Source organism: Negativicoccus succinicivorans (assembly GCF_018372215.1).
Taxonomy (GTDB): Bacteria; Bacillota; Negativicutes; order Veillonellales; family Negativicoccaceae; genus Negativicoccus.
Genome location: NZ_JAHAJN010000004.1, coordinates 86,950 through 112,516 on the forward strand (window position 1 = coordinate 86,950; position 25,567 = coordinate 112,516).

Annotated in this window: 24 protein-coding genes and 1 pseudogene; 6 read left to right on the plus strand and 19 right to left on the minus strand. The window is 55.8% G+C overall.

What is annotated here, in order from left to right; genetic code table 11:
• Positions 1-9: 9 nt before the first annotated feature.
• The 3 genes from KIB08_RS03520 to KIB08_RS03530 are packed head-to-tail and all read right to left on the minus strand — an operon-like array spanning position 10 to position 3,091.
• Positions 10-699 carry a uracil-DNA glycosylase gene (locus tag KIB08_RS03520; protein ID WP_303989690.1) on the minus strand — a complete coding sequence of 230 codons (690 nt, stop codon included), beginning with the start codon at positions 697-699 and terminating at the stop codon, positions 10-12.
• Positions 699-2,312 carry an ArnT family glycosyltransferase gene (locus KIB08_RS03525; RefSeq protein ID WP_303989693.1) on the minus strand — a complete coding sequence of 538 codons (1,614 nt, stop codon included), beginning with the start codon at positions 2,310-2,312 and terminating at the stop codon, positions 699-701. The genes KIB08_RS03520 and KIB08_RS03525 overlap by 1 nt, the downstream gene beginning before the upstream one ends.
• Positions 2,313-2,329: 17 nt before the next feature.
• Positions 2,330-3,091 (minus strand): exodeoxyribonuclease III, encoded by a 762-nt coding sequence (locus tag KIB08_RS03530; protein WP_303989695.1) that lies wholly within the window; start codon positions 3,089-3,091, stop codon positions 2,330-2,332.
• A gap of 141 nt (positions 3,092-3,232) precedes the next feature.
• Here KIB08_RS03530 and KIB08_RS03535 point away from each other — a divergent pair, with 141 nt between their 5' ends.
• Both KIB08_RS03535 and KIB08_RS03540 read left to right on the plus strand, forming a co-directional pair.
• Positions 3,233-3,505 (plus strand): ACT domain-containing protein, encoded by a 273-nt coding sequence (locus tag KIB08_RS03535; protein ID WP_303989698.1) that lies wholly within the window; start codon positions 3,233-3,235, stop codon positions 3,503-3,505.
• Between the two features lie 8 nt (positions 3,506-3,513).
• Positions 3,514-4,872, plus strand: coding sequence for a PFL family protein (locus tag KIB08_RS03540; RefSeq protein ID WP_303989701.1), 1,359 nt, complete (start codon positions 3,514-3,516; stop codon positions 4,870-4,872).
• Between the two features lie 49 nt (positions 4,873-4,921).
• Here the strand turns inward: KIB08_RS03540 and glmM are convergent, their stop codons facing one another.
• The 10 genes from glmM to KIB08_RS03590 form a co-directional block, all read right to left on the minus strand.
• A complete protein-coding gene (gene glmM, locus KIB08_RS03545) occupies positions 4,922-6,283 on the minus strand; it encodes a phosphoglucosamine mutase (protein WP_303989705.1) in 1,362 nt (453 codons plus the stop codon).
• A 23-nt stretch (positions 6,284-6,306) separates the two neighbouring features.
• Entirely contained in the window at positions 6,307-7,227 is a 921-nt protein-coding gene (locus KIB08_RS03550) for a CdaR family protein (protein WP_303989707.1), read from the minus strand.
• Positions 7,224-8,048: a diadenylate cyclase CdaA gene (gene cdaA, locus KIB08_RS03555; RefSeq protein WP_303989710.1), complete on the minus strand. Its 825-nt coding sequence runs from the start codon at positions 8,046-8,048 to the stop codon at positions 7,224-7,226. The genes KIB08_RS03550 and cdaA overlap by 4 nt, the downstream gene beginning before the upstream one ends.
• A gap of 58 nt (positions 8,049-8,106) precedes the next feature.
• Positions 8,107-8,400 carry a GIY-YIG nuclease family protein gene (locus KIB08_RS03560; RefSeq protein ID WP_303989713.1) on the minus strand — a complete coding sequence of 98 codons (294 nt, stop codon included), beginning with the start codon at positions 8,398-8,400 and terminating at the stop codon, positions 8,107-8,109.
• Positions 8,401-8,495: 95 nt separating this feature from the next.
• Positions 8,496-8,702 carry a DUF2922 domain-containing protein gene (locus KIB08_RS03565; protein ID WP_303989715.1) on the minus strand — a complete coding sequence of 69 codons (207 nt, stop codon included), beginning with the start codon at positions 8,700-8,702 and terminating at the stop codon, positions 8,496-8,498.
• A gap of 20 nt (positions 8,703-8,722) precedes the next feature.
• On the minus strand, positions 8,723-8,947 hold the full coding sequence (locus KIB08_RS03570; protein WP_303989719.1) for a DUF1659 domain-containing protein: 225 nt from the start codon (positions 8,945-8,947) through the stop codon (positions 8,723-8,725).
• 50 nt (positions 8,948-8,997) lie between these two features.
• On the minus strand, positions 8,998-9,522 hold the full coding sequence (locus tag KIB08_RS03575) for an N-acetylmuramoyl-L-alanine amidase family protein (protein WP_303989721.1): 525 nt from the start codon (positions 9,520-9,522) through the stop codon (positions 8,998-9,000).
• Positions 9,523-9,733: 211 nt separating this feature from the next.
• Entirely contained in the window at positions 9,734-10,717 is a 984-nt protein-coding gene (trpS, locus tag KIB08_RS03580) for a tryptophan--tRNA ligase (protein ID WP_303989724.1), read from the minus strand.
• A gap of 23 nt (positions 10,718-10,740) precedes the next feature.
• Positions 10,741-12,570, minus strand: a complete 1,830-nt coding sequence (gene glmS, locus KIB08_RS03585; protein WP_303989727.1) for a glutamine--fructose-6-phosphate transaminase (isomerizing) — start codon at positions 12,568-12,570, stop codon at positions 10,741-10,743.
• A 143-nt stretch (positions 12,571-12,713) separates the two neighbouring features.
• Positions 12,714-13,571: a hypothetical protein gene (locus KIB08_RS03590; protein ID WP_303989729.1), complete on the minus strand. Its 858-nt coding sequence runs from the start codon at positions 13,569-13,571 to the stop codon at positions 12,714-12,716.
• A gap of 223 nt (positions 13,572-13,794) precedes the next feature.
• Between KIB08_RS03590 and KIB08_RS03595 the strand changes: the two are divergent.
• Both KIB08_RS03595 and KIB08_RS03600 read left to right on the plus strand, forming a co-directional pair.
• A pseudogene (locus KIB08_RS03595) lies at positions 13,795-15,079 on the plus strand (DEAD/DEAH box helicase).
• A gap of 83 nt (positions 15,080-15,162) precedes the next feature.
• A complete protein-coding gene (locus KIB08_RS03600; protein WP_303989730.1) occupies positions 15,163-16,335 on the plus strand; it encodes a glycosyltransferase family 9 protein in 1,173 nt (390 codons plus the stop codon).
• Between the two features lie 22 nt (positions 16,336-16,357).
• On the opposite strand, the gene KIB08_RS03605 is transcribed toward KIB08_RS03600, so the two are convergent.
• Together KIB08_RS03605 and nifJ are read right to left on the minus strand one after the other, a co-directional pair.
• Complete coding sequence (locus tag KIB08_RS03605; protein WP_303989733.1) at positions 16,358-17,461, minus strand: glycosyltransferase family 9 protein; 1,104 nt, start codon at positions 17,459-17,461, stop codon at positions 16,358-16,360.
• Between the two features lie 99 nt (positions 17,462-17,560).
• Positions 17,561-21,229 carry a pyruvate:ferredoxin (flavodoxin) oxidoreductase gene (gene nifJ, locus KIB08_RS03610; RefSeq protein ID WP_303989735.1) on the minus strand — a complete coding sequence of 1,223 codons (3,669 nt, stop codon included), beginning with the start codon at positions 21,227-21,229 and terminating at the stop codon, positions 17,561-17,563.
• 187 nt (positions 21,230-21,416) lie between these two features.
• Here nifJ and KIB08_RS03615 point away from each other — a divergent pair, with 187 nt between their 5' ends.
• Together KIB08_RS03615 and KIB08_RS03620 are read left to right on the plus strand one after the other, a co-directional pair.
• Positions 21,417-22,319: a LysR family transcriptional regulator gene (locus tag KIB08_RS03615; protein ID WP_303989738.1), complete on the plus strand. Its 903-nt coding sequence runs from the start codon at positions 21,417-21,419 to the stop codon at positions 22,317-22,319.
• A 1-nt stretch (position 22,320) separates the two neighbouring features.
• Positions 22,321-22,668 carry a hypothetical protein gene (locus KIB08_RS03620; RefSeq protein ID WP_303989740.1) on the plus strand — a complete coding sequence of 116 codons (348 nt, stop codon included), beginning with the start codon at positions 22,321-22,323 and terminating at the stop codon, positions 22,666-22,668.
• A 33-nt stretch (positions 22,669-22,701) separates the two neighbouring features.
• Here KIB08_RS03620 and KIB08_RS03625 read toward each other — a convergent pair whose 3' ends face one another.
• The 4 genes from KIB08_RS03625 to KIB08_RS03640 form a co-directional block, all read right to left on the minus strand.
• Complete coding sequence (locus KIB08_RS03625; RefSeq protein WP_303989742.1) at positions 22,702-22,854, minus strand: hypothetical protein; 153 nt, start codon at positions 22,852-22,854, stop codon at positions 22,702-22,704.
• A 92-nt stretch (positions 22,855-22,946) separates the two neighbouring features.
• Positions 22,947-23,402 (minus strand): DIP1984 family protein, encoded by a 456-nt coding sequence (locus tag KIB08_RS03630; protein ID WP_303989745.1) that lies wholly within the window; start codon positions 23,400-23,402, stop codon positions 22,947-22,949.
• 42 nt (positions 23,403-23,444) lie between these two features.
• Entirely contained in the window at positions 23,445-24,635 is a 1,191-nt protein-coding gene (locus tag KIB08_RS03635; RefSeq protein ID WP_303989747.1) for an MFS transporter, read from the minus strand.
• Between the two features lie 282 nt (positions 24,636-24,917).
• Positions 24,918-25,567 (minus strand): YadA C-terminal domain-containing protein (locus KIB08_RS03640; RefSeq protein WP_303989750.1); only part of this gene is annotated, 650 nt, incomplete at its 5' end.

Here is a 25,567-nt window from a genome sequence, read left to right on the forward strand (position 1 = left end):
GGTGTTTTTTTATTGGATGGCTTGCTGAAAGCCGCGCCGAAATTCGGTCGCGCCGCCGTTTGCCGGATGGCGTAACGCGACGCTTGGAATGCCGCCCTGCGCGAGCATCTGTTGCGCTTTGCGCCCGATCGCGAAAATCAGCGGCGGCCGATACATGTCGATGATTCGTCGCGCGAACGTCAGTCCCGCGGCGAGTTCCGCTTCCTGCGGCGTGCGATTGGCGAGCGGATTCGTCGCCGGATGCGGATGAAACGGAAAAATATTCCAAAGTAAGAACGATTCCGGTCGCAGTCCCGCGTCCAATGCCGCCTGCCACACCATGGTATCCGTCGGTTCGTTATAGCCGAGTCGGGCGCGCGTGTTCGGCATTTCGTCCGTCACGCGCGACGTGCGTTCAACCGTCTCTGGCGTCAGAAAAATATCCTGCGGACCGACGCGTTTGTGATGTCCCAAAAGCATGCGTTCGCAGGTCAGCGCGATCCCGGAAAAGCGGCAACCCTGATATCCCGCCGCCTCCGCCAGCAGCAACACGCGCGGCGCGGGCCGCACCGCCAGGTAGCGACGCAGGTAGTCGCGCCGTAGCGCCGCCGCCCCCGGCAAATCGAGTTCCGTCTCGTCCTGTTCGCGCCAGGGATTCGCGACATCGTCACTCGTATACGCGCGCAAATCTTCAATCAGCGCTTCCATATCGCTCTTCATTATCCCTCCGTCGGACTTCGTAACGAAGCCGTATTCATGTAAATATCACCGGAATGAAAACTTTCTTTCAACCGTACGAGGTGCGCATACGATTCTTTCGCGAAGTGCTTGCGCTGCGAACGCGGCACCAACAGCGTCATTTCCTCACCGCGCTCCAGCGCCGTCACCAACTCTTCCTCCGTCACTTGCGGCATCGTGTACTTACCCGCCCATACCGCATTTCTCTCTTCGTCGCGATCGGCAAGGATCGGCACGATCCCCGCATAAAACGGGAACGAGGTCGTGTACGAGCGGTAGCAGTAGTGAACGCCCGGCTCCGCGGCCCACGCCGACGCGAGTTCTTCCGTGCTCCGATCACGCAGCACCGACGGCAATCCTTCCGCCGTCAACAAAAGAGAGGCGATCACCAGCATCCACGCGACCCGCGCGAAAAGACCTGCGCGAGAACCGTTGCGACGACTGCGCCACAACGTGTACGCGAAGAAAATCAAAAGCACGGCGGCCAAGCCGATCAGCGAGCGCTGCGAGTAAGCCGTTGCGCCGAGATACAAGGCCACCATGAAAAACGCGGGCACCGTGAGCCACGCGTCGTACGTGTTGCGGCCGCTGTCGACTGCGCGCAACCAGGCGCGTACGGCGAGCAGCACCAGCGGCAAAATCGCGATGTACGTATACGTAATGTACTTGGTCGCCATCGCCGTGTAAAAGAATAACGTGACCGCAGTCCAAACCGCGCAGAAACGATACGCCGCCGACGTATCCCAACGCCTGCGCACGATCTCCCGCAACGCCAACGGCGTCCACGGCAGCGCCGAAAGCGGTAAAATCAGCAAGTAATAATACCAGTGATTATCCTCGGGATGTTCGGAAACCGTGGCCCGCGTAATATTGTGCAGACCCAGGAAGCCCTCAATAAAATCCGCGCCGTGCACCATGTACATCGTGACGTACCAGGGCGCCGATACGAGGAAAAACACAGCGATACCCGCCGGATCAAACAGGCGTTTCCAGCGGCGCGCGTCGGGCGTCACGGCGAGCCAAACCAATAAAATCAAACCCGGCAGCACAAGCCCCACCGGCCCTTTGGTGAGTACGGCCAAACCCGCGCCCGCGTACGCGAGCGTCATGCAGCGACGCGAATCTTCCGTCAAGCCGCGATACGCGCCGTACATCGTCACCGCCGTCCACAAAAGCAGCGCCGGATCCGTGACCACGCCGCGACTGAGCACCCAAAACGCAAATGTCGTCAGCAAAAATAAACCGCTGTACCAGTACGCGTCTTTGCGTCGCCAAAAACATTCACCCAAAACGCCCGTCATCACGACCGTCGCCGCCCCCATGACCGCGCCGGGCAAACGCGACGCGAAATCGCCGAACCCGAACAGCGCGTAGGAAATTTCCAGCAGCCAATACGCGAAAATCGGTTTATCAAACCAGTAATGACCGTAAATCTGCGGCGATATCCAATTCCCCGCCAACACCATTTCTTTCGCCGTCAGAGCGTAGTTGGACTCCACCGGATCCGTCACCGGCAAATTCCAATTAAACGCGCACAACGTGATCAGCGCCAGCAGAAACAGGCCGCCGTACTTGCGCCATAATGATCCATTCATCAAAGTCAGCGCTCCGCTCAACGACCCAAATCCAACACGATATCCACCGGGCAGTGGTCGCTGCCCATGACTTCGGGATAAATCCGCGCTTCCTGAATCTTCGGCGCCAGACGATCCGACACCAGGAAATAATCAATTCTCCACCCGACATTGCGTTCGCGCGATTTCGCGAAATAACTCCACCACGTGTACGCGTCCACCGCGTCCGGATACAGGTAACGGAACGAATCGGTAAAACCGGCATCCAGCAACTTCGTCATCATATCGCGTTCTTCATCGGTGAAACCGGCGTTGCGACGATTCGTCTTCGGATTTTTCAAGTCGATTTCCTTATGCGCCACATTCAAATCGCCGCACAACACGACCGGCTTCTCCTCATTCAACTCCAACAAATACGCGCGGAACGCATCTTCCCACGTCATGCGGTAGTCGAGCCGCGCGAGCTCCCGCTGACTGTTCGGCGTATAGCAGGTGACGAGGTAATGATCCGGATATTCGAGCGTAATCACGCGCCCCTCCTGATCATGCTCTTCGATCGCGATCCCGTACGATACATGTAGCGGTTCATGTTTCGTGAAAATGGCGGTGCCGCTGTAACCTTTTTTGACGGCGCTGTTCCAAAACTGATAGTAGCCCGGCAAATCCAACTCCATTTGGTGCGCCTGCATTTTCGTTTCCTGCAGACAAACCGCGTCCGCGGCGAATTCATCGAATCGTTCCATAAAACCTTTACGCACAGCCGCGCGTAAACCGTTTACATTCCAAGATACGTAATGCATGAAATCCTCCTTTACTGTCCGTTCCATTGTATGAAACTCACCGCGCGTTTGTCAAAACACAAACCGTTTATTTTACATATCATCGCTCAGATACCTCTCGCACTGTGCTATAATAAACAAAAATTTATGAGGAGGACTGTGATGAAACGGGTAGTGATAACGGTGCTCGGCGTGGATCGCGTCGGCATCATCGCGGCAGTCACCAAAGTGCTCGCCGAACAAAAGATCAATGTGTTGTCGATCAATCAAACTATTTTAGACGGTTTCTTCAACATGGTGCTGATGGGCGACATGACGGATGCGGAACTGGATATGCAAACCTTACAAAAACAGTTCGCGGATCTCGGTGAAAATATGGGGCTGGATATTCGCGCGCAACTCGCCGATGTGTTTTATAAAATGCACCGCGTGTAGGAGGTTCTATGCTGGATATTGAAGATATTTTAGCCACTCGCCGCATGTTTGAGGAAAATCGTCTGGACGTGCGCACCGTCACGCTCGGCGTTTCCCTGCGCGGCTGCATCGACCGTAACGGCGAAACAATGTGCCAAAAAATCTACGATCACATTTGTCGCGTCGCGGAAAATCTCGTGCCGACCGCGGAGGCGATTTCCCGTGAATACGGCGTGCCGATCATCAACAAGCGCGTCGCCGTCACACCGATTTCGCTCATCGCGGAGGCGAGCGACCTGACCGGTTATGTGCCGGTCGCGCAGGCCTTGGACCGTGCCGCGAAAACGTGCGGCATCGATTTTATCGGCGGCTTTTCCGCGCTGGTGCAAAACGGCATCACGCGCGGCGATCAAATTTTACTCGATTCCGTTCCGGAAGCGCTGGCGACCACCGATCGCGTCTGCTCCTCCATCGGCATCGGCTCGACGAAATCGGGCATTAATATGGATGCCGTTCGACAAATCGGCGAAATCATCAAAAAAACGGCCGCTTTGACCGCCGACAATGGCGCTTTAGGTTGCGCCAAACTCGTCGCGTTCTGCAATCCGGTCGAAGACAATCCGTTCATGGCGGGCGCGTTCCACGGCGTAACGCAAGGCGATCTCGCCGTTCACGTCGGCGTCTCCGGTCCGGGCGTTGTCAAACGGGCGCTTGAAGAAGTGCGCGGCGAATCGTTTGATGTCGTCGCGGAAACGATCAAAGAAACGGCGTTCATGGTCACTCGCGTCGGTCAGCTCGTCGCGCAGGTAGCGGCGGAGCGTTTGCGCGCGCCGTTCGGCATCATCGATCTGTCGCTTGCGCCGACCAGTGAAATCGGTGACAGCGTCGCCAAAATCTTGGAAGAAATGGGTCTCGAAAGCTGTGGCGCGCCGGGCACGACGGCCGCGCTCGCGCTCTTAAACGACGCCGTGAAAAAAGGCGGCATGATGGCCGCCAGTCGTGTCGGAGGCCTCTCCGGCGCGTTCATTCCCGTCAGCGAAGACCTCGGCATGATCGAAGCGGTCGAACGCGGCTCCTTGACGCTGGAAAAATTGGAAGCGATGACCTGCGTCTGCTCGGTCGGTCTTGATATGATCGCCGTCCCCGGCGACACCTCGGCCGCGACGCTCGCCGCGATTTTGGCGGATGAAGCGGCGATCGGCATGATCAATAACAAAACCACCGCCACCCGTTTGATTCCGGTGCCCGGCAAAAAAGTCGGCGACCTGGTCGAATTCGGCGGCCTGTTAGGATACGCGCCCGTCATTGCTGTCAATCGTTTCGACGCGTCGGAGTTCATCGCTCGCGGCGGCCGTATTCCCGCGCCGGTGCGCAGTCTCACGAATTAAATCACGCATCAAAAAAAGAAGCCCGCGGGCTTCTTTTTTATTGTAAAAATTATTCTTCCACGCCGATTTCACGCTGAACGGTCGCGCAGATATCCGTTACGATGCGTTCGAGTTGATCGTGATCCGGTCCTTCCGCCATCACGCGCAGCAACGGTTCGGTACCGGACGCCCGCACCAAAACGCGGCCGTTTTCGCCGAGTTCTTCTTCCGCCGCGCCGATCGCCGCCATGATGAACGGATTCTCCCGCCACGACTCTTTATCATACACGCGCACATTGCGTAAAATTTGCGGATACGTGGTCATCAGTTGCGCCAATTCCGAAAGTTTGCGGCCGCTCTGCTTCATGATCGCCAAGGTCTGCACCGCCGTCAGTACGCCGTCGCCGGTCGTATTGTAGTCGAGGAAAATGACATGGCCCGACTGTTCGCCGCCGAGCACATAATCATGAGCGCGCATTTCTTCCAGCACGTACCGGTCTCCGACCGATGTGAAAACGGCCTTTAAACCCATCTTTTCGAGCGCTTTTTTGAAACCGATATTGCTCATGACCGTCGCGACGACCGTGTCATTTTTCAGCTTATTTTGCGATTTCAGCTGCTGCGCCGCTAAAAGTAATATATGGTCGCCGTCCAGCACCGCGCCGGTTTCATCGATCAAAAGGCAACGATCCGAATCGCCGTCATTCGCGACGCCCGCGTTCGCTCCTTCGGCGAGCACCCGTTCGCGCAAACGTTCCGGATGCGTCGAGCCGACGCCCGCGTTGATATTAGTACCGTTCGGTTCGGACGCGATGGTGATGACTTCTGCGCCGAGTTCACACAAGACGGCCGGCGTCACATCGGAAGCCGCGCCGTGCGCCGCGTCGACGACGATTTTCAAGCCGTCCAAACGGCAGGGCGCCGTAGCCGCGATATAGTCCGTATAGCGTTGCACCGCCTCCGGAATCAGCTGAATGCGGCCGACCGCGTCCGCCGTCGGTCGCGCGCTTTCATCAAGCGCGTCGCCGCGCAGCATAGCTTCAATTTCAGCTTCCGCCGCGTCCGGCAACTTAAAGCCGAACCGGTCAAAAAACTTGATGCCGTTATCGGGATACGGGTTGTGCGAAGCGGAAATCACCACGCCCGCCGTGTAATCGCCGGTGCGCGTCAGGTACGCGACCCCCGGTGTCGGAATCACGCCGACAATATCGACGTCGCCGCCCGCCGAGCAAACGCCCGCCGCCAACGCCGCGGCGAGCATCGTGCCCGAGATGCGGGTATCGAAACCGATCAGAAAACGCGGGCGCGCCGCCGTGTCATCGCCCTGTACGAAAAACACCGCCGCCGCGCGTCCCAAATGAAACGCGAGTTCCGGTGTCAATGTGTCATTGACAACGCCGCGCACACCGTCCGTGCCAAACAATCGTGCCATAAAATCCTCCTACTGTTTTCCCTTTATTCCGCTTTTAATACGATTCGTACCGTTGCCGTTTCCGGTGTCGCCGCGCCGTTGCTCGGCACGGGAATTTCCACCTGCCGAATGACCTCTCCGGCCTCGCCGCTCACCGAAACCGCCGGCAACTGCCAGGCGGAAAGCGCGTCCAACTGCGATTTTTCACCCGCGAGCGTCACTTCCCGCGGCATGATTTCAATCGCGTCCACCCGCCAACCGTACGCCGGCGAGCCGCTTGTCTGTACCGCTAAAGGCAAGGTTTTCTCGACCCGCAGCGGATTGATTTTTATTTTGACGAGCACATTTTCCGGCGCGAAGGTGACGCCGTTCACTTTATTGCCCTCCGCGTCATACAGCGTGACCGCCGCCACGATATCGAAATCGGTTTTGCGTCCCGCGGTGTGAATCTCCGTCTGCGCGGTTTTCACTTGGGACACCCGGCTCGACGGACCGGTGATCGTCACTACATTCGGGGTGATCGCCGTCACCGCGCCGCCGTGATCGCCGGCCGGATCGTCGGTTACCTTCGCCGTCACCGGAATAGTCCGCGAGGCCACTTCATCCACATTGACCGTGAAACGCAACGGTTTTTGCTCGATCACTTCCGCGCCCGGCGGCAGTACCAGTTGCAAGGTCATATTTTCATTTTTCCCGACATCCGCTTGGATCATGTCCAGCACGGCTTTCATATCGGATTCGCGCAGCTGCAACATTGTGTTTCTTTGCATGCGCAATTTGACATGCACGCTCTGCGGCGCGTCCAGCGCCACCAATGAATCGTCCAAATGCGTCACTTCGACCGGCAGTTCATAGCTGCTTTCGACAAGCGGGTTCTGGTCGTTCATGATAAACACCCAGAGAAACACCGCCACGAAAAAGCAGATAAGCTTCGCCGTCCAGTTGCCGCCCAGCCATTTTCTCATGATTTCCTCCAGTTAAAGAATTCGCCCAAACGCAATCGGTTATCGTTTCCTTTGAGGAGGTAGTTGCGCAACATGTTGCGCAGATTGTCGCCGTCCAAATGGCGATAAATATGACCGCCGTACGCGTAGGAAATCGCTCCCGTTTCTTCACTGACGATCACGACCAGCGCGTCGCCCTGCTCCGTCAGGCCGATGCCGGCGCGATGCCGCGTGCCGAGCGCGCTCGATAAATTTTGATCCTGCGTCAGCGGCAGCAGGCACCCCGCCGCGACCACGCGATTTTCCCGAATTAAAATGGCGCCGTCATGCAAAGGCGTATTGGGAATAAAAATATTGCCCAACAACTCTTCGCTCACGACCGCGTCCAAGTAGATGCCCGTGTCGCCGTATTCCGCCAGACGCACCGCCCGTTCGAAGGCGATCAGCGCGCCGATTTTCTTTTCGCTCATCCGTTCGCAGGCGAGCACCACTTCATCGATCACGCGCATCCGTTCTTCATCATCGACGATGGAGGAACGGCTGATGAAGCGACCGCGGCCGAGCCGTTCGAGCGCTTTGCGCAATTCCGGCTGGAACACGATCGGCAACGCGACGATGAGTACCGTCATCGACTTTTCCAACAACCAATTCACGACGTGCAGATCCATCCAGTTGCTGATGATCGTAAACGCGCCGAGCACCACCAACCCTTTTAAGAGGGAAACGGCGCGGGTATCGCGGATCAAATAGTACAACTGGTAAAGGATCACCGCTACCACGAGGATATCGACGATATCGAGGATCCGCATCGTGGAAAGCAGCGCTTGTAACTGTAGTAACATGGTTCACTCCGTTCTTATATTTTCTTTCTATTATACCACGCGACCGGTCCGCTTCCGCTTACGGGCGCGCCGCCAACCACGCGTCAATTTTCGCCCGCACGCGCGCATTTCCGTCGATCAGCGCGTCTTTTTCGCGGCGGGATAATCGCTTAATGTACCATTCCGTGCGCCGCGCGGTGCGTTCATCCGTCACATCGCTTTGCCACACCAAAACGACCGGTCGGCGGGCGCGGGTATACTTCGCGCCGTCGCCCGCGTTATGCACGGCAAGGCGCTTGGTGACGTCGCGCGCGATGCCCGTATACAATGTGCCGTCGGCGCAGCGAACGATGTAGGTCTGATATTCCGTCACGTTGTCACTCCTTTTCGTACTGTATCATATCAAATGCCTATTTAAATGTATAGAAAAAAGGACATGCCCGTAAGCATGTCCTTTGGATGCGGCCGTTACGCGAGTTCGGTCACCGTGCGTTCGATCATTTGCGCTTTCACAAATTCCGAATACTTTCCGTTCGCGTCGGCGAATACGCCGTCGGCCGCGATTTTTTGCGCGACCGCCTGTACCGCGGCCAGCGTCAAGCCGTCTTTCGGCTCACGCAGACTGAGCGTTCCGGTCGTACTTCCCGCCGTGAAAATCATTTGCAATGTCTTCATGAATGTCCTCCTTCGTTACCTTATTCGCCGTCCGTGTAAACGATCGTTTCGATTTTAGCGACACGATCGAGCGGCTTGGCTTGCAATCCCGCCAGCGCTTTGCCGGCGGCGTAAATATGTTCGTCCGTAGCGTCCTGCGCGACATGCGCGAAGGACAAGTTGCGAAATTTTTCCGCGCCCTTATCATCCGTGTACTGCACGCGCAGGGCCAGGCGCCGTGCTACCGTTTCCTTTTGTAATGCCATTCGTTTCACCTCGTTTTAAAAAAATAAGAAATAACGCGCGGGAGGATTGCTCAATAACTTGCCAAAATAACGTCCGTCCACCAGGCGGCCGCGTCGGTTTTCAACCAGACGCGCTCGACATCGTTCGTCAGAAAACCGGTTTCCACCAACACCGCGGGCATGACCGTTTCACGCAACACCGCGAAATCGGCGGTGCGGTACAGCGTATCGTCATGGCGAAAATAACGACCGCGCTCACTGCCGCGGCGAACTATGCGCTCCGCCCAAAATCGCGTCGGCGCGGCGGCCTGCGGGTGGATAAAAACTTCCGCGCCGTGCGCCTCCGGCGTCGCGGCGGCATTGGCGTGAAGGGAGAGAAAACGATTCGCCCCCGCCGCGTTGGCGGCCGCAATCACTGCGGCAAGATCGTCATCCTGCCGCACGGTGACTTGTTCTCCCCGCGCGCGTAAACCCGCCGCGATCGCCGCCGCGACTACCGCCACGACGTCGGCTTCCCGCGTGCCGTCAGCGGCGACGGCCCCCGGATCGGGCACGCCGTGCAAGGCATGCCCCGGGTTCAACCACCAAAAACTCATGACTCGCTTTCCGTATGCGCTTCGGCATACAAACGACGTAAAATTTCACTCAATAACCAGATCAACCAGCGATACCATTCCTGTCTTGTCATCGGACCTCCTTTCTCCCGCGCTCACCTACTACATTGCGGCCAACGCGAAAACGCAACGCCCGATGTGAAATTTTTTCGCGCACAAAAAAAGACGCCGCAGCGTCTTTTTTTCATAGTCATCAGCGATAGAGACCCATCGCCTGAATGGCTTTTTCGTAGGTTTCCCGCGCTTTGGCATGCGCTTTTTCCGCGCCCGCCGTCAAAATCGCGTCGAGTTCGGGACTGCCCGAAAGCTCTTCATAGCGTTCGCGCAACGGCCGCAACTCGCCGACGACGAGGTCCGCCACGTCTTTTTTCAACGTGCCGTAGCCTTGACCCGCGTAATGCGTTTCGAGTTCAGCAAAGGATTTACCCGAAATTGCCGCGTGAATGGAAAGCAAATTGGACACGCCCGGTTTATTTTCCCGATCGTAACGGATCGAGTTTTCACTGTCCGTCTGCGCCCGTTTGATTTTGCGCGCGATCGCGTCGTCATCGTCCAAAAGATAGATCGTCGCCGTCTGATTGGCGTCCGATTTGCTCATTTTCGACGTCGGTTCCTGCAAGCTCATGACGCGTGCGCCGCCTTTCGGCGTAAACATTTCCGGTATGGTGAACACTTCGCCGTAGCGTTGATTAAAGCGTTCCGCCATCGTGCGCGTGAGTTCCATGTGCTGGCGCTGATCTTCGCCGACCGGCACGAGTTTCGCCTGGTACAGCAAAATATCCGCCACCATGAGCGCGGGATACGCCATCAAACCGAACGGAATGGATTCGCCCTGTTTTTTCGCCTTGTCTTTATACTGCGTCATGCGTTCCATCTCGCCGACATAGGCCAAGGTAATCATCATCCAGCCCAAAAGCGCGTGTTCCGGCACTTCCGACTGAACGAACAGCGTCGCTTTATGGGGATCAATCCCCGCCGCCAGGTACAAGGCCGCCAACTGGTTGGTGCGCTCGTGCAGCAGTTTAGGGTCCTGCGGCGCCGTGATCGCGTGCTGATTGACAACGCAATAGTAGCATTCATGCGTGTCCTGAAAAGGAATAAAATTTTTCAACGCGCCGAGATAGTTCCCGAGCGTAAGATTACCGCTGGGCTGAATGCCCGAAAAAATAGTATCCATAACGTTCCTTTCTGTCGCTTGCCTTATTCGACGGTAACGGATTTCGCGAGGTTGCGCGGTTTATCGACATTCGTGCCGCGCGTAATGGCCGCGTAGTACGCCAACAACTGCAACGGTATCACGGATAAAATCGGCGCGATGAAACGATGCGTGCGCGGAATGCGAATCGCGTGTTTCACGAAATGATCGAGTTCGGCGTCGTCGTCATAACCGATGCCGATCACGATGGCTTCGCGCGCGCTGACCTCCTGGATATTGCTGAACATTTTTTCCCGTACATGATCCTGCGTCACGATCGCGATGATCGGCGTGCCCTGCACGACCAGCGCCAACGTGCCGTGCTTGAGTTCGCCGCCGGCATAGGCCTCCGCGTGAATGTAGGAGATCTCTTTGAGCTTGAGCGCGCCTTCCATCGCGACCGCGTAGTCGATCGAACGGCCGATGAAGAACACGTCTTCCGCGAAACCGTAATGTTTGGCGAACGTCTTGATCATTTCCGTATTTTCAAAAATTTCGTGGCATTTTTCCGGCGCGTCGATGAGCGCGGAAACAATCGCTTTTTCTTCCTCGCGGGACAGATTTTCGTTGATCCGTCCGAAATACACCGCGAGCAACAGCAACGCCACCAGCTGCGTCGTGTACGCTTTGGTGGACGCGACCGAAATTTCCGGACCGGCGACCGTATACACCACCGCGTCCGCTTCGCGCGCGATCGACGAACCTACCGTATTGGTCACGGCGAGACTCTTCGCGCCGCGGCGTTTCGCTTCTTTCAGCGCCGCCAGCGTATCGCTCGTTTCGCCCGATTGGCTGATCACGATGCAGAACGTGTTTTCATCCGTCAACGGATCGCGATACCGGTATTCCGACGCGATATCCACTTCGACCGGAATGCGGGCGATCTGTTCGATATAATATTTCGCTACGAGTCCCGCGTGGTACGCGGTGCCGCAGGCCGTAATTAAAATCTTATTGACCTGTTGCAGGTCGTCTTTCGTCCAGCCGAGTTCATCAAAATACACCGACTGATCTTCTTTATGAATATGCATCGCCATGGTGTCGCGGATCGCTTTAGGCTGCTCGTTGATTTCTTTCAACATGAAATGTTCGTAGCCGCCTTTTTCCGCCGCTTCCGCCGACCAGTCCACATGGTGCACTTTTTTATCGATCGGACGCCCTTCCCGATCGATCACGCGCACGCTGTCCGCCGTCACGGTAGCGATTTCGCCGTCATTTAAGATGTAAATATCGCGCGTCGCATTGATGATCGCGGGAATATCCGACGCGATGAAATTTTCGCCGTCGCCGAGCCCGACGATCAGCGGATTATCCTTTTTGGTGCAGATCAGCTTGTCCGGTTCGTCGCGGTCCATCACCGCCAACGAATAGGAGCCGTCAACCACGTCCAACATTTTTTGCACGGTCGACAAAAAATCGCCGTCATGTAAATCCGCCAGCAAATGCGCGATGACTTCCGTATCCGTTTCGGAAACGAAGACATGCCCTTTGGCGATGAGGTCGCGTTTCAATTCCATGAAATTTTCAATAATGCCGTTGTGCACGACGACAAAACGATTTTCCGCATCGCCGTGCGGATGCGCGTTGACATCCGACGGACGTCCGTGCGTCGCCCAGCGCGTATGGCCGATACCGATCTGCCCGTGAACGGGATGCGATTCGAGGTAGGACTCCAAGTTGGCGATGCCGCCTACTTTTTTGCGAATCTCAATCTTCCCGTTTTCATAGCAGGCGATCCCCGCCGAATCATAGCCGCGGTATTCCAATTTACGCAAACCGTCAATTAAAAACGACGCCGCATCCTGAAATCCCACATAGCCGACAATACCGCACATAAATGTGCCTCCTTCTGTATCCTAATCTATTATATAATCCCCGCCGCGGGGGACAAATATTCATCTATGTATTGTATACTAAAAAACTTACAAGGGCAAATAAAAAGGGCTTCGCGCGCGCGAAGCCGAGTCGGTGAAATGTTTCAGGCGGAGCGATAATCCCCCGTCTCTTTGGTTTGGTAATAAAGCACGCAACGCACGATCGCGACCGCCATGGCGACGATGATAAAATCGACAACCGCGGTCGCCGCATACCCGTAGAAAACGGTATCCCACGGAATCATTTCCGATGATTGCACCAGCAGCCAGTAATCGGCCAGCCAACGCAAACCCAGGTAGACGACTGTGCCGACCATCGCCAGCAACGCGCGCCGTGTCCGTTCCCCCGCTTGGCCGACGAAAAAGACCGCCGGAAAAACGAACGCCGCCAGCAGAATCTCGCCCATGCGCATCCAGGCGATGAGCGCCAAAAAACCGAGCAACACGGTCATCGTATACGGCTCCGCCGCGCGGTAGTAATGGAACATTTCAAACCCGCCGAAATACGCCGGCGGCAACAGATTGGGAATCCAGGCAAGGAAAAAAGCGCAGGCGGCGTAATCACGCGCGAAGCCGCGCAACTTTTGATAGCCCGCCAGCACCAACTGCGTCAGCACTTCCGCCACCAGCACCAACGCGAACTGCAGCAGCGCGAGAAGCCCCGCTTTGCCGAGCGTTTCCGCGACGCTTGCGACATCAATGATGATTTCCTCCGCCGCCATCATCGCGCCCGCTACAAAAGCCATTTGGCAAATCCACCACAACGTGTAAACGGCCGCGTGCCGCAAACGCTCCGCCGGTCGTCCGACCAGATCAATAGCGAGCGGACCGAACCAGCCGCAAAACGCGAACACCAAAAAGAAGTACCCCGTCGCTTGGGGATCCCAAAGATATACCGCCAGCGAGGGAACACTCGCCAACAGCCAGAACCAAGTTGTACGGATCAGCCAGTTGCGTTTCATCATAACTCCTTTGCGTGCATTATACTATCTTGTTTCTAATAAACAATGACAAGAAAATGATACCTCTCTGAGAACGTTTCTCCCGTACGCTGTCAAGCGCTCTCGTTTTCGCCGAACGACCGCGAACGCGCGGGCGAAACGGCGGCGCCGCATGCTATAATAAAAGTAAATTCATCGTTATGAAATGGTATTGTCGTCCCCGACGACTTAGAAGGAGAAAATTATGCCCACATTTACCGGTTTGGGAGTGACACCCGAACTCGCCGACGTATTGACCAAGCGCGGCATCACGACCCCGACGGAAATTCAAGTGCAAGCGATCCCGACCGTATTCAAAGGTCTCGACATACTCGCCCAAAGCCGTACCGGCACGGGCAAAACGCTCGCCTTTTTGTTGCCCATTTTGCAACGCATTCGACCGGACGAAGCCAAGGAACAGGCGCTGATCATCACCCCGACGCGCGAACTTGCGCGGCAAATCGCCGCCGTCGCGCGGCCGCTCGCCGACGCGGTCGGCGTCGACATGGTCTCCATCACCGGCGGCCAAACGCTCGAAAACCAACTCGCCAAACTCAAACGCCGTCCGCAACTCGTCATCGGCACGCCCGGACGTATTCTCGACCATTACCGCCGTGACGCCCTGACCTTGATTTCGGTCCGGCAAATCGTTTTGGACGAAGCCGATCAGATGCTCGCCATGGGCTTTCTGCAAGACGTTCGCACCATCGGCGCGCTCGCGGCAACTGCTGCTCTTTTCCGCCACCTTGCCGAAAGAAATTCGCAACCTCGCCAAAACCGCCATGCAAAAACCGGCACAACTCGCCGCCGGCGCGGGACGCCTCGTCTTGGACACGATTGAACAGCGTGTCTACATGGTCAAAGAAGAAGAAAAAACGGATCTTCTGATCCGTCATTTGCGTGAAATGAATCCGTTTTTAGCCGTGATCTTTTGCAACACGAAAGATCGCGCCGCGGAACTGACGCGCGAACTCTTGGCGGCGCATTTATCCGTCGAAGAATTGCACGGCAACCTGCCCCAAAGCGCGCGCAACCGTATTCTGCGCGAATTCGCCAAAGGCCGCATCGCCTACCTCGTCGCGTCCGATATCGCCGCGCGCGGCATTGACGTGGAAGGCGTCACCCATGTATTCAACTACGATATCCCCGGCGATACCGACTACTACATTCATCGCATCGGCCGCACCGGTCGCGCCGGCGCCACCGGCATGGCCGTCAGCTACGTCACCTCGCGCGACATCGGCAAACTGCGTCGCATTGAAGCGCGCATCGAGCAGCCGCTGGTCAAATACGATCACGACGGCAACGTCAAGGTCAAGAAACCGCGCGCCGCTCGTCGCAAAGTAGTCCTGCCCGGTCAATACAAACCGACCAAGGACAAAGAACACAAGCAGCAACATGCCGGCGGCAACCTTCGCCAACGCCGTAAAGCCGCGCCGAAAAACGAACGCAAACGCGGCGCGTCGCGCGGCAAACGTTCCTCTCGATAACAAAAAGACCGTCACTCGACGGTCTTTTTTGCGTGGTATAATACTGTAAACATAATATTTTCTTTATATCGTAAGGAGCATATATGAAAATTCTTGCCATCCGCATGGATAAAATCGGCGATACCTTGATGACCGTGCCGTCGTTTCGCACCCTCCGGCGCATGTATCCCGACGCGGAAATCACGGCGCTTGCCAACACGTACACTCGCCCGATTATCGAACGTATTCACTCGGTCGATGAGATTCTTTGCGCCGATGAGTATTCGCATGACGAGCTTGTAAAATTATTAAACGAACGCCATTACGACATGTTGATTTCGCTCCACGATTTTCGTCCGGCGTCCGAGCTTATTCTGGAACTTGACATCCCGTACAAGATGGGAATTCAGCGCAACTCGCAGCACAACCAAGACGTATATCCGCAAGGCTTTGTCCAAAATCGCTTTCATTATAATAACTTAGACAAAATGCAACATGAAGCGGAATACACGTTGGAGATCTTGGAGCATGTCGATGCGGAGCGTTACCATAACGCGCGCACGGACGACTTCACCATTCCGCTGACGGCGGAGGAAAAAGCGACGGCAGCGGAATTTTGGGCGCGTGAAGCCGTTACCTCGCCCGTTCTTTTCGTCAGTCCCGCCATGGGCGGTTCCGGCATGACCTTACCGATCGAAGCATGGGCGGAGGTGTTGCAGGACTTTCAAGACGCCCATCCCGACTGGACGATTTTGCTCGGTTGCTATCGTCCGAAGCAGGCGCCGCGTGATATTTTAGTGGATACGCATTTGCCCTTTGATGAATACGCTTTTTGCCAAGCGATCAATGACCGTCTGCAAAAACCGGTGACGATTTTCGCCAACCATCGCTCGATTTTCCATGCGGCCGCCGTCATTCAGCGTTGCGACCTTTTCCTCGGACCGTCCACCGGCACTTTCCATTTGGCGTGGACGCAAGGCACGCCCGTCGTCGGCGTTTTCGGCTGCGAACCCAACCACTGCTGGCAACGTTGGGGATCGCTCAAGCAACCGCATTACCATTTTGTCATGAACGAAGCGAAAGAATATATTCGTTCCGGAAGTGTCATCATGCGCACCTTACGGCGCTGGCGCTACAGTCTCTACAAGCGACAGGAACGCAGAAAGCACGGCAAGTTTACGCCGAAAATGCTGTATACGACTTTCAACGCGACCAAACGCAAAGAGCTCGCCGCCTTGCTGAACCAAGCCGCGGCGGAAGTCACCCGGCCGCAATAAAAAATCCCCGTACGGGGATTTTTTATTGCTCATTTATAATTTTTTCGATTACTTCCGCGACTTCGATGTCTTTGATATGGTGACGCCGTTTGCGATTCCAAATAATGCGGAGTTCCTTTTCATTGACCGGTACCCATTCCGGATTTTTCAACCGCATCAGAATAATTTGCGGGCGGTGCAATAATGACGCGATATGCATGATCGCCGTTTCCACGGAAATGATCAGATGACTGTGCGCAAGCATCGCCGGCAAATCCCAAAAACCTTGGTCCGCCGTGAAGCCGTAAGCGCGAGGCAACTGCTCGTCGCGAATCATCGCCGCAATGGCGTCCTGATCGCTCGGTAAACCGTTGATCAGAAAGACCGCCTGTTGAAATTCCGGTCGCTCGCTGAGCGCGCGGATCAGCGCCGCCACTTTCGGCAACGGCCACGTGCGTTTTTTGTTTTTCGCGAACGGGTTAATGAAGTAAAGCGGCGCCGTTTCCGCGATGCCTCGTTCCTCGCGCCAACGTCGCGCGCGTTCCAGCGCTTCCGCCGGCACGGTCAGCGCCGCCCGCTCCGCCCAATCGTACGTCGGCATCCGCGCCGCCGTTTGGAAAAAGTAATTGTAATTTTGAATAATTTTTTTGAATCGTTGCGGATTTTCCGGCACGATAAAATCGACGGCTTTTTCAAACCGTCGCCGATCCGCGCCGAACTTAAACCAGCGTTCGCGCAACGACCATGAGACAATCGCCGCTTGTGGGAATAACGCGCGCGCCGCCTCCGCGACGAGCAAGCGGCCGCGGCTCGACATGACGAAGACGACGTCATAACCGACTTTTTTCGCCCGCGCCAACGCCGCCTCCGAATCTCCCGTATAGAGATCCGCGTATACATCATGGAAAATGTCCGTTTGCGCCGCCCAATCGCAGATGATCGGATTGACGAGCGCGCCGGCCCCCCTATGAAAACGCGTATTAATAAAATACTCGTCCGGCATCAAGTCCATCTGCAACTGCGGATACTGTTCGGCGAACGCGCGCAAAACCAACTGCCAATAGGTAAAATCACCCAACGCCATCGGCAAAAGAACGAGCGCCTGACGCGCGTTTTTAATTTTATTTTGAATGCCTGTCTGATCCATAATGTTGTCCCAAGTCCTCTGATTTCTTGATTTTACTTATTATACCATGTGGATTAACGCGCCAAAAAAGACCGCCGCGGCGGTCTTTTTTGTTGTACATCAGATTTGTTCCATGGCGGCTTTGACTTTTTCCGCGCGTTCTTTAGCGGAAATGTTTTTTTCCACCTCGTATTGAATTTCATCCGTCGGCTTGTGCGTCTGCTGCACGGCGTCCGCGAGTTTCTCTTTTTCCTCTTCGAGGTTGGTCGCCCAAGATTCTTTCAAGCGCAAATAACTGCGCCGACGAATCCGCGCGTCGAGTTCGGTTTTCGCGAAGAGTTCCTGCGCTTTTTCCGGGAAAAGTTTTTCCAGCGCCGAGAAACGCACTTCGCCCATCAGGAAGTCGCGGAAGCTTTCGGTCGGTTCGCGCGAATCGATCTGCATCGGGTTCAATCCCTTTTTGATCCGGCTCGGGTCGAAACGGTAGTTGCACCAGTAGCCGCACGCGACCGCGCGCCGCGATTCTTCCTGCGTCATGCCCATGCCGGCTTTCAAGCCGTGCGCGATACAGGGCGAGTACGCGATGATCAATGACGGTCCGGGGTAGGCTTCCGCCTCCGCGATCGCTTTCAACGCTTGATTGCGGTTCGCGCCCATCGCGATTTGCGCCACGTAAATGTAACCGTAGCTCATCGCCATCATGCCGAGATCTTTTTTCCGCGATGTTTTGCCGCCCGCGGAGAATTTGGCGATGGCCGCCGTCGGCGTCGCTTTCGACGACTGACCGCCGGTGTTGGAGTAGACTTCCGTATCGAGCACGAGCACATTCACGTCATTGCCCGACGCGAGCACGTGATCCAAACCGCCGAAGCCGATGTCATAGGCCCAGCCGTCGCCGCCGAAAATCCATTGCGAACGTTTGAGGAAAAAGTCGCGATACGAGCGCAATTTTTGCACATAGGGGTTGGCGTCGTCCCGCGCGTCCAAGAGCGCGATGACGCGGTCGGCCCGTTCGCGCGTGCCTTCGCTTTCCATGTAATGGGCGCTCCAGTCTTCGAGCGCTGCGCACAGTTCCGGATCGTTGATCGCCGGACAGAAATCATCCACGATCGTGCGCAGACGTTCACGGATGGTGTCGTTGCCGGCGAACATGCCGAGACCGAATTCCGCGTTGTCCTCAAAGAGCGAGTTCGCCCACGCCGGACCGTTGCCGTCTTGGTTCGTCGTGTACGGCATCGACGGCGCGCTGGCGCCGTAAATGCTGGAACAGCCGGTGGCGTTCGCGATCAGCATGCGATCCCCGAAGAGTTGCGTGACGAGTTTAATGTACGGTGTTTCGCCGCAACCCGAGCAGGCACCGGAAAATTCAAAATACGTCGGCTCGAACTGACTGCCTTTGACCGTTTCCTTTTTCATCGGATTCGGTTTTTGCGGCAGGCTCATCGCGTAATCCCACAAGGGTTGTTTGTCGATTTCTTCTTCGATCGGTTTCATGACGAGCGCTTTGCCCTTGGCGGGGCAGACGTCGACGCAGTTGCCGCAACCGTAGCAGTCTTCCTGCGAGATGACGATGCGGAACTTCATGCCGTTGGCGCCGACCGCGTCGCGCACGATGAAGCCTTCCGGAGCCGCTTCCGCCTCTTCTTCGGTGGTTAAAATCGGACGAATCGTCGCGTGCGGACAAACGAACGCGCACTGGTTGCATTGGATGCAACGTTCCGGAATCCACTCCGGCACCATCGTGGCGGTCGCGCGTTTTTCGTATTGGCTCGTGCCGACCGGGAACGTGCCGTCGGCGCGATCAATGAAGGTCGACACCGGCAAGTCATCGCCTGCCTGACGATTCATCACGTCGCAAACCTCGCAGATAAAGCGCGGCCGCTGTTGTTTCGCGGCGGCTTGCGCGGGCGTGTCCTCCACGGCGTGCCGCCATGCGTCGGGCACGGGAATTTCGATCGACGCGGCGACGCCGCGGTCAATCGCTTCAAAGTTCATCGCGACGATATCGTCGCCTTTGTGACCGTAACTTTTGACGACGGAATCTTTCAGATGACGGACCGCGTCCTCCACCGGAATGACTTTCGTCAGCGCGAAGAACGCCGCCTGCATCAGCATGTTGATGCGGCCGCCCAAACCGATCTCGCGCGCGATCGTCGCCGCGTCCATGATATAAAATTTCGCGTGTTGCTTGGCGAGTTTGCGTTTCAAGAGCGCCGGCAGTTTCGCCTCGATTTCTTCCGGCGTCCAGGTGCAGTTCAAAAGGAAGGTGCCTCCCTCTTTCAAACCGCGCAGTAAATCGTATTCATAGACATACGCCTGCCGGTGACAGGCGATAAACGACGCGTTGCGAATGAGGTACGGTTTACGCAAGGGCGTGTTGCCGAAACGTAAATGGGAAATCGTCACGCCGCCGGATTTTTTGGAATCGTACGCGAAATACGCTTGTGCGAACATGTCCGTGTTGTCGCCGATGATTTTGATCGCGCTCTTGTTCGCGCCGACCGTGCCGTCCGAGCCGAAGCCCCAGAATTTGCAGGCGATATGCTCCGTTTCCCGCGCCTGTTCGACCGCGACGCGCGCGAGCGAAAGTTCCGTCACGTCATCGATGATGCCGAGCGTGAAACCGTGTTTCGGTTCGTCTTTCGTCAAATTGCGGTACGCCGCCAGAATATCTTCCGGCAGTACGTCTTTGGAGCTCAAGCCGTACCGACCGCCGACTACGCGGATCGCGCGACCCGCGTGCGCGACCGCCGCCGCCACGTCCAAAAACAGCGGCTCACCGAACGCGCCCGGCTCTTTGGTGCGATCCAGCACCGCGATTTTTTTGACTGACGCGGGAATCGCCGCCAGTAAATGCTTGATCGAAAACGGACGGTAGAGATGCACCGTGACCACGCCCACTTTTTCGCCGCGCGCATTGAGCATATCCGCCGCCTCTTTAGCGACATCGCAGACCGAGCCCATGCCGATCACGACACGTTCCGCGTCGGGCGCGCCGTAGTAATTGAAAAGTTGATAATCACGGCCCGTGATTTCATTGATCTTGCCCATGTATTTCTCGACGATTTCCGGAATCGCCTGGTAGTAGCGGTTGGACGCTTCGCGATTTTGGAAGTAAATATCCGGATTTTGCGCCGTGCCGCGCGTCACCGGTCGATCCGGGCTCAACGCCCGCGCCCGAAACGCGGCGAGTGCTTCCTGATTGACCAGGCCCGCCAGCACTTCCTCATCGAGCACTTGAATTTTTTGGATTTCATGACTGGTGCGGAAACCGTCAAAGAAATTGATGAACGGCAGACTGCCCTCCAGCGCGGATAAATGCGCGACCGCCGACAGGTCCATGACTTCCTGCACGCCCTCTTCGCAAAGCATCGCGCAACCGGTCGCCCGCGCCGCCATCACGTCCTGATGATCGCCGAAAATACTCAAACTGTGCGCCGCGAGCGACCGCGCCGCCACGTGCAGTACGGCCGGCAACAATTCGCCCGCCATTTTATACAGATTCGGAATCATCAGCAAAAGGCCCTGCGAAGCCGTGTATGTCGTCGTCAGCGCGCCCGCCTGCAAAGAGCCGTGCACCATGCCCGCCGCGCCGCCTTCCGACTGCATCTCGACCACTTTCACCGGCCGACCGAACATATTTTTCCGCCCGTTCGCCGCCCAATCATCGACCAGCTCCGCCATCGGCGAACTCGGCGTGATCGGGTAAATCCCCGCGACTTCCGTAAAGTAATACGAAACGTGCGCCGCCGCCGTGTTGCCGTCCATTGTTTTCCAGTTCATGTCCATGCCACCCTTCTGTTTTCCGCTCATCTTGCAAACAGGTAAGAAACAGTGTAAGATTAAGTCATAATATGAGTAAAACGCATACATATAGTTAATTTTGCGATTTGGAACATGGCGCGTTTTGTTCCGATCCCATTGTTGACTGAATTATAGACGATTCTACCCAAACCAACAACCGCAGGAGGCAAGCATGGATTTTCATCACTTAAAATATTTTACGGAAGTCGCGCATCGGAAAAGCTTCAGCAAAGCCGCGCGGCATCTGCATATTTCGCAATCGGCCATCAGCCGCACCATCAAAGCGCTGGAAGAAGAGCTCGGCGTCGTGCTCTTTTTGCGCAACGCCAAAGCGGTCGAGTTGACGGACGCCGGAGCGATTTTTTTGAACCATGCCAAACGCAGCGTCTTTATTTTCGAACATTTGAAAAACGACTTTGAAAACGAATTTAAGCTCGAGCAGGGCTCCATTCATATCGGCTTGCCGCCGATTACTGACGCGCAGGTATTCGCGCATCTTTTGGGCGCGTTCAAACGCATGTACCCGCAAATCGATATCGAGCTTTACGAATACGGCTCCAAAAAAGTGGAAATCGCCGTGCAGGAAGGATTGACCGACCTCGGCATTATTTGCACTGAACCGAAAAAAGATTACGAGTCCTTCTTTCTTTTGGAAGATCCGGTATGCGTGCTGTTGCCGAAAGATCATCCGCTCGCGGACGCGAATGAGATCCCGCTCGCCGATCTCGCCGGCGACGGTTTCGTTCTCTATCGCGACGACTTCAACTTGCATGACGAAATCATCGCGAAGTGCAAAGCCGCGGACTTTATCCCGAAAATCGTATTTGAAACCAGTCAGCGCGAGCTCATGATTCAGACCGTCAGCACCGGCTTGGGCATCGCGCTTTTGCCGAAACGTCTCTGCCCGCATAATAATCCCAACGTTTCCGTACACGTGCTCGCCGGTCGGCCGATCATTCATCGTCTTTACGTCATCTGGCGCAAAGGCCACTACCTCTCGCACGCCGCGAAATTGTGGCTCGAATTCGCGCAGGATCACATTCAAAAGATCGCCGTTAAATCGTCTCTGAAATAAAATGACTACGTACTCATTCCGTCATCGCCTGCAGCTTTGGCGACACCAAGTAAGCCCGTGGCTGCGCCGACCCGTCACTTGGCTCGTGCTGTTGGCGCTGGTGCTCGGCTACATCGTGAGCATCCAAAACGAACGCATCGAAGCGCTCACCGCGCGCGTCAATGAGCTGTCGCAGACAGGACCGGGCTCCACGCCCGCGCGCCTGACCAATTTGGAATTCATCGTCAACGATCACACCGAACACTTGCGCACGCTGGATGGCAAAGTGTATCAACTGCAAGTCGATCAGGCGGATCTCGATTGGCGGACCACCACCAACCGTTGGGATATTGATGAACAAATAAAATAAGCTCCCGCAAGGGAGCTTTTTTCGTGGGCGAAATTATAAATGTTCCGCGCGGCCGGCAGGCGCGGTGCGGGCGATGCTTTTCGCGCATAATAAAAGACCGCCGCGCGTCGCGCGGCGGTCACCCCGTTCCCACCCATTGTCGAAATCAGTTCGTCGGTAGTCAACGTAAGTTGTTACTTTACTCATGTAAGCATCATGAAGTCCCGTCACTTTGAAATAACCGGCGGGTTCCGGCTGCTTAGGGGGTTGAACTCGCCTTTCGACAATTACCGAAAAAATTATAACTCGACTTGCCAGTTCAGCGCTTGGATCGCCATATCCAATTCTCTGGCTTCTTTCGCGAGCGTGTCCGCCTTATGTTCCGTCGCGGCGACATCAATCGTGCACACGCGTTTGATTTCCGATTTGGAATAGCGTTCCACCTGACCTTCGCGGCCCGTATCGGCGAACGAGCGGAAAAATCCCGCCAAGCGAATCAGTTCATCGCGCTTCGCCAACGCCTGTGCGATCGTCATGCCGTTTTCCAAACGCGTCGACGCGTTGGTCGCGTTGATCCTTTGCACCAACTCGGTAACCTCTTGCGAAAGCCGCTCCAACTCCGGCATCAATCCGTTCGGATCTTCGACCGGTTCGTCACCTTCCTGAACAATAATATTTTTTTGAATCCGCTCCGCGAGCAAACTCAATTTGCGATACATTTCCTTGCGCGTAATCAGCGCTTCGGCAAGTTTCATAATAGCTCCTTCCTTCGTAACGTCTTTTTCTTATTATACCATTCACCGCGTCGTCGCGTCACTTTTGCGCGCGCGCAATATTCGCTGCCGCGCTGCGGGATCCGGCAACCAACGCACGATCAGCGCCGCCATGACGCCGACCGCCGCGATCACGTACAGCGCCGGCATAATCCCGTAACGATCCGCCAGCATCCCCAAAAGCGGCACGATAATACCGCCGATCGTCGTGCCCAAACCGAGCGTCACGCCCGCCGCGAAACCGATCTGCCGCGGCAAATATTTCTGCCCCAAAAGCACCATCAGACTGTACGGTGCGAAGAGAAAGAACGCGACCGGCACCAGCATCGCCAGCGCGAGCGGCGTCGAAGTGATTTGCAAAAAGATAAATAAAATCGGCACAAAACCTAAAAATCCCCAGCGAATGACTTTCAAATGACCGTAGCGATCGCCCATTTGCCCGCCGACCAATGTCGCCACCGCGCCCGCGGCGAAGAAAATCGTCAGCGTCGCCGAGCTCAGCGCCTCCGATTCGCCTAACACATGCAAAAAGTACAAAGGCAAAAACGTATTCAAACCGAAAAACATCACGGCGCGCGCGAAAATGCCCAGCGTCAACTTGCCGAAGGAAGGCCAATCGTCGTGCACTTCCTCCTGCTCCGCGCCGCGATGCGCCGGCAACGCCGCCAGCATGCGAAACGTCCCTTGCTCGCGCCACAAGCCCAACGACATCAAAACGCCCAACACCGCCATCACCAACGTGCCCGGCAAACCGAAGGTTAATACCGAGGTCGTTGCGATCACCGGGCCGAGCGCGAAACCGACATTACCGCCGACCGAAAAAATACTGATCCCGCGGCCTTTCCGTTCGCCCGCCGCGTAATTCGCCAAGCGCGCCGCTTCCGGGTGAAACGCCGACACGCCCACGCCGCTCAACGCCACCGCGAAAAAGATCCACCAATACGAATCCAACACGCCGATCAGCGCCATCGCGCCGCCGGAAAGCAACACGCCCGCGGGCATCATCCAGTGCCATGAATATTTATCCGACACCCAACCGAACAGCGGCTGCAAAATCGACGACAAAAAATTCGCCGCGAACACCAGTCCGGCCGCCGCCGCGTAGCTCAAATCATGCGCGACAATCAAAAACGGCAACAACGCCGGCAGCGCGCCCTGACTCAAATCCGTAAACGCGTAGCCGGCGGAAATCAACCACACATATCTCTCTTTCATCTTCTCACCTGCTTCAGTTTTACTTTTTTATACGTTTTTCGCGCGCGAATGTCAAGCGCAGAAGCTTCGCGCACAAAAAAAGCGGCGTGGCCGCTTTTTTCGCTATAAAATACAAGCTCCATACTATCAAATGCACACGCCCTCAAAACTCGCGCCGCCGCACCCTCGCCAAATGGAAGGCATTACCTTTCTGCGTATTCCTTTGGTTCTATTGCATAAAAAAACACAGGAGCAAATATCCATAAAAAAACCACCCTCACGGGTGGTTTTTTATTCCTTCATTTATGCTTTTTTCATAGCTGCCAACTGTTCCAGAATTTCACGAATCTGTGCTTTCTGTGCTGCTAATTCTGCATCCTGCCGTTGGATGATTTCATCCTGCTGGCTGATACACTGTGCCAGTTGCGCTTTGGAAACGCCCGCATAAGGAGAGTTTCCCTCACCGACTTTGATGGAAACACCGGCATTGATCATGTCTTCTCCACCGCCGAACGAACCGCCGATGCTGAACATTTTGTTTTCATCCGGACGATAGAATGCGCCGATAGCCACGGCATCGGCTCCTTTGTAGTGACCGTAACCGGCCGCAAAGTTCCACTTATTATCCGGATCGAAATCAAGCGGATGGAGTGCGGCAAGAGCAGCCGAACCTGCGCCTACTTTATTTACGCGGCTGTCCAATTCTCCCATGCCGTTGGTTAAGGCACCGATTTCCCCTGCATTGGCTTGAACCTGTTTGTCCAAAGCGGTCAGATTTTCACCGACTTTCTTATCTTTCTTGACATATGCTCCGTCTTCAGCCACTGCGGAATCTGTACCCAACTTATCTATTTCCTTGTCCAAGGCGGTCAGATTTTCACCGACCTTCTTGTCTTTCTTGACATATGCTCCGTCTTCAGCCACTGCGGAATCTGTAACCAACTTATCTATTC

Bases quoted from the DNA above. Each gene is read 5' to 3' on its own strand.
- KIB08_RS03570 (WP_303989719.1), bottom strand. From the start codon at position 8,947: ATGGCATTACAAAAGGAAACGGTAGCACGGCGCCTGGCCCTGCGCGTG.
- trpS (WP_303989724.1), bottom strand. From the start codon at position 10,717: ATGGATACTATTTTTTCGGGCATTCAGCCCAGCGGTAATCTTACGCTC.
- nifJ (WP_303989735.1), bottom strand. From the start codon at position 21,229: ATGGACATGAACTGGAAAACAATGGACGGCAACACGGCGGCGGCGCAC.
- KIB08_RS03635 (WP_303989747.1), bottom strand. From the start codon at position 24,635: ATGAAAGAGAGATATGTGTGGTTGATTTCCGCCGGCTACGCGTTTACG.
- KIB08_RS03630 (WP_303989745.1), bottom strand. From the start codon at position 23,402: ATGAAACTTGCCGAAGCGCTGATTACGCGCAAGGAAATGTATCGCAAA.
- KIB08_RS03600 (WP_303989730.1), top strand. From the start codon at position 15,163: ATGAAAATTCTTGCCATCCGCATGGATAAAATCGGCGATACCTTGATG.
- cdaA (WP_303989710.1), bottom strand. From the start codon at position 8,048: ATGTTACTACAGTTACAAGCGCTGCTTTCCACGATGCGGATCCTCGAT.
- KIB08_RS03605 (WP_303989733.1), bottom strand. From the start codon at position 17,461: ATGGATCAGACAGGCATTCAAAATAAAATTAAAAACGCGCGTCAGGCG.
- KIB08_RS03550 (WP_303989707.1), bottom strand. From the start codon at position 7,227: ATGAGAAAATGGCTGGGCGGCAACTGGACGGCGAAGCTTATCTGCTTT.
- KIB08_RS03530 (WP_303989695.1), bottom strand. From the start codon at position 3,091: ATGCATTACGTATCTTGGAATGTAAACGGTTTACGCGCGGCTGTGCGT.
- KIB08_RS03525 (WP_303989693.1), bottom strand. From the start codon at position 2,312: ATGAATGGATCATTATGGCGCAAGTACGGCGGCCTGTTTCTGCTGGCG.
- KIB08_RS03535 (WP_303989698.1), top strand. From the start codon at position 3,233: ATGAAACGGGTAGTGATAACGGTGCTCGGCGTGGATCGCGTCGGCATC.
- KIB08_RS03590 (WP_303989729.1), bottom strand. From the start codon at position 13,571: ATGAAACGCAACTGGCTGATCCGTACAACTTGGTTCTGGCTGTTGGCG.
- KIB08_RS03620 (WP_303989740.1), top strand. From the start codon at position 22,321: ATGACTACGTACTCATTCCGTCATCGCCTGCAGCTTTGGCGACACCAA.
- glmM (WP_303989705.1), bottom strand. From the start codon at position 6,283: ATGGCACGATTGTTTGGCACGGACGGTGTGCGCGGCGTTGTCAATGAC.
- KIB08_RS03575 (WP_303989721.1), bottom strand. From the start codon at position 9,522: ATGAGTTTTTGGTGGTTGAACCCGGGGCATGCCTTGCACGGCGTGCCC.
- KIB08_RS03625 (WP_303989742.1), bottom strand. From the start codon at position 22,854: ATGAGTAAAGTAACAACTTACGTTGACTACCGACGAACTGATTTCGAC.
- KIB08_RS03565 (WP_303989715.1), bottom strand. From the start codon at position 8,702: ATGAAGACATTGCAAATGATTTTCACGGCGGGAAGTACGACCGGAACG.
- KIB08_RS03540 (WP_303989701.1), top strand. From the start codon at position 3,514: ATGCTGGATATTGAAGATATTTTAGCCACTCGCCGCATGTTTGAGGAA.
- glmS (WP_303989727.1), bottom strand. From the start codon at position 12,570: ATGTGCGGTATTGTCGGCTATGTGGGATTTCAGGATGCGGCGTCGTTT.
- KIB08_RS03520 (WP_303989690.1), bottom strand. From the start codon at position 699: ATGAAGAGCGATATGGAAGCGCTGATTGAAGATTTGCGCGCGTATACG.
- KIB08_RS03615 (WP_303989738.1), top strand. From the start codon at position 21,417: ATGGATTTTCATCACTTAAAATATTTTACGGAAGTCGCGCATCGGAAA.